This window comes from Streptomyces sp. KR55 (genome assembly GCF_052245645.1).
Taxonomy (GTDB): domain Bacteria; phylum Actinomycetota; class Actinomycetes; order Streptomycetales; family Streptomycetaceae; genus Streptomyces; species Streptomyces flavusporus.
On sequence record NZ_JBQQCE010000759.1, the window covers coordinates 1 to 2,842 of the forward strand.

General features: G+C 69.3%; 3 protein-coding genes. All 3 read left to right on the plus strand.

Annotated features, from left to right (window positions below):
• The first annotated feature begins 23 nt into the window (after positions 1 to 23).
• Positions 24 to 1,433, plus strand: coding sequence for an NtaA/DmoA family FMN-dependent monooxygenase (locus tag ACTWQJ_RS49590; protein ID WP_443312923.1), 1,410 nt, complete (start codon positions 24 to 26; stop codon positions 1,431 to 1,433).
• Positions 1,430 to 2,515, plus strand: coding sequence for an LLM class flavin-dependent oxidoreductase (locus ACTWQJ_RS49595; RefSeq protein ID WP_443312921.1), 1,086 nt, complete (start codon positions 1,430 to 1,432; stop codon positions 2,513 to 2,515). The genes ACTWQJ_RS49590 and ACTWQJ_RS49595 overlap by 4 nt, the downstream gene beginning before the upstream one ends.
• Positions 2,508 to 2,842 (plus strand): LLM class flavin-dependent oxidoreductase (locus tag ACTWQJ_RS49600; protein ID WP_443312922.1); only part of this gene is annotated, 335 nt, incomplete at its 3' end. The genes ACTWQJ_RS49595 and ACTWQJ_RS49600, both read left to right, overlap by 8 nt.

A 2,842-nucleotide genomic window follows, 5' to 3' on the forward strand; every position in this document is an offset into this window, starting at 1 on the left:
GAGCCGGAGGGACGACCACGACCATGAGCAAGCCGCTGAAGCAGATCCACCTGGCCGCCCACTTCCCCGGCGTCAACAACACCACCGTGTGGAGCGACCCGAGGGCCGGCAGCCACATCGAGTTCAGCTCCTTCGCGCACTTCGCGCGGACCGCCGAACGCGCCAAGTTCGACTTCCTGTTCCTCGCTGAGGGACTCCGGCTGCGCGAACAGGGCGGGCAGATCTACGACCTGGACGTCGTCGGCCGCCCCGACACCTTCACCGTGCTCGCCGCGCTCGCCGCCGTCACCGAGCACCTCGGCCTGACCGGCACCATCAACTCCACCTTCAACGAGCCCTACGAGGTCGCCCGCCAGTTCGCCAGCCTCGACCACCTCTCCGGCGGCCGTGCCGCCTGGAACGTGGTCACCTCCTGGGACGCCTTCACCGGCGAGAACTTTCGCCGCGGCGGCTTCCTGCCCCAGGAGGAGCGCTACTCCCGCGCCAAGGAGTTCCTGGCCACGGCGAACGAACTCTTCGACTCCTGGCACGGCGACGAGATCCTCGCCGACCAGGAGACCGGCACCTTCCTGCGGGACGCCAAGGCCGGCGCCTTCGTCCACACCGGGCAGCACTTCGACATCCACGGGCAGTTCAACGTCCCGCGCTCGCCGCAGGGCCGCCCGGTGATCTTCCAGGCCGGCGACTCCGACGAGGGCCGGGAGTTCGCCGCCTCCAGTGCCGACGCGATCTTCAGCCGGCACGCCACCCTCGAAGCGGGCCAGGCCTTCTACACCGACGTCAAGAACCGCCTCGCCAAGTACGGCCGCCGCCACGACCAGCTGCTGATCCTGCCCGCCGCCACCTTCACGCTCGCAGACACAGACGCCGAGGCGGAGGAGCTGGCCAAGGCGGTGCGCCGCCTGCAGGTCAGCGGCGCCACCGCGCTCAAGCATCTGGAGTTCGTCTGGAACCGGGACCTGTCCTCCTACGACCCGGACGGGCCGCTCCCCGACATCGACCCGGACGTCAGCGACAGCCACATCTCCAAGGGCCGCGCCCAGGTCCGCATGTACAGGGACCCGCTGGCCACCGCCCGCGAGTGGCGCGAGCTCGCCGCCGCCAACAACTGGTCCATCCGCGACCTGGTCATCGAGACCGGCAACCGGCAGAACTTCATCGGTTCGGCGGAGACGATCGCCCGCACCATCAACGAGTTCGTGCAGGCCGACGCGAGCGACGGCTTCATCCTCGTCCCGCACATCACCCCGGGCGGCCTCGACGAGTTCGCCGACAAGGTCGTCCCGCTGCTTCAGGAACAGGGCGTGTTCCGCACCGAGTACGAGGGCCCGACCCTGCGCCACCACCTCGGCCTGGCCCTCCCCCACTCTCGGCTTCGCTCGAGCGGGGGGACCCCCATCGACGAGGTCCGCGACGAGCGGGTGGCGTCGTGAAGTTCCTCGCCATCACCCTGATCGTGCACCGCCCGGACCCGATCACGGGCGTGCAGAAGACGACCCAGGACCGCTTTCGCGAGGTCCTCGACAACGCCCTGCTCGCCGAGGAACTGGGCTTCGACGGCTTCGGCGTGGGGGAGCGGCACGAGCGGCCCTTCATCTCCTCCTCGCCGACCGTCGTCCTCAGCCACATCGCGGCACTGACCCGGCGTATCCGCCTCTTCACCGCCGTGACGACGCTCAGCCTTCTGGACCCGGTGCGTGCCTACGAGGACTACGCCACTCTCGACCATCTCTCCGTTGTCCGCCTAGAGTTAATCATCGGCAAGGGCAACGGCGCAGCCCAGCGCGAGCTGTTCCATGTCACTCCCGAGGACCAGTGGGACCGCAACGCCGAGAGCTATGAGGTGTTCCGGCAGATCTGGCGGCAGGACAAAGTGACCGCGGCGACCCGCTTCCGCCCGCCGCTGAAGGACGCCGAGGTGTGGCCGAGGCCCTACCAGCAGCCCGTCCGGGTCTGGCACGGCAGCGCCACCAGCAAGGAGTCGGTGGACCTTGCCGCCCGCTACGGCGACCCGCTGTTCTCCGCGAACGTCACCAACCCCATCGAGCCGTACGCCGAGTTGATCAGGTACTACCGCGAGCGCTGGGAGTTCTACGGCCACGACCCGGCGAAGATCGCGGTCGGCGCCGGTACCGCCGGGCTGCTCGTGACCCGCACCTCCCAGGAAGCGATCGAGGTGTACCGGCCGATCTTCGAGTCGACGCTGGCGTTCCAGAGGCAGTTCGGCCTGCCGGTCGTTTTCGAGAACGTGGAGGACTTCGTCGAGCGCAGCTCCGCCCTGATCGGCAGCCCGCAACAGATCATCGAGAAGGTGCACCGCTACCACGAGCGGTTCGGGCACACCGTGCTCCATCTGCACGCGGACGCGAGCGGGTTGACGGATGCTCAGCACCGCACCTCGCTCCAGCTCTTCCAGTCCGAAGTCGCCCCGGTACTGCGCCGCGACATCCCGGACCCGCCCTTCGCCTGGGGACCGGTCCTGCCCATCACCGAGGAGGAGCCCACCCATGCCTGACATCCCCCTCGGCGTCCTCGACCTGGTGCCGATACCGTCCGGCTCGACGGCCGCCGACGCCCTGCGCAACTCCATCGACCTGGCACAGCAGGCCGAGCGCTTCGGGTACGCCCGGTACTGGTTCGCCGAGCACCACCTCAACCCGGGCGTCGCGGGTACGTCCCCCGCGGTCGTCCTCGCGCTGACCGCCTCCGCCACCTCCACGATCCGGCTCGGCTCCGGCGCCGTACAGCTCGGCCACCGCACCGCGCTGAGCACGGTCGAGGAGTTCGGACTGATCGACGCTCTGCACCCGGGCCGCTTCGACCTCGGCCTTGGACGCTCGGG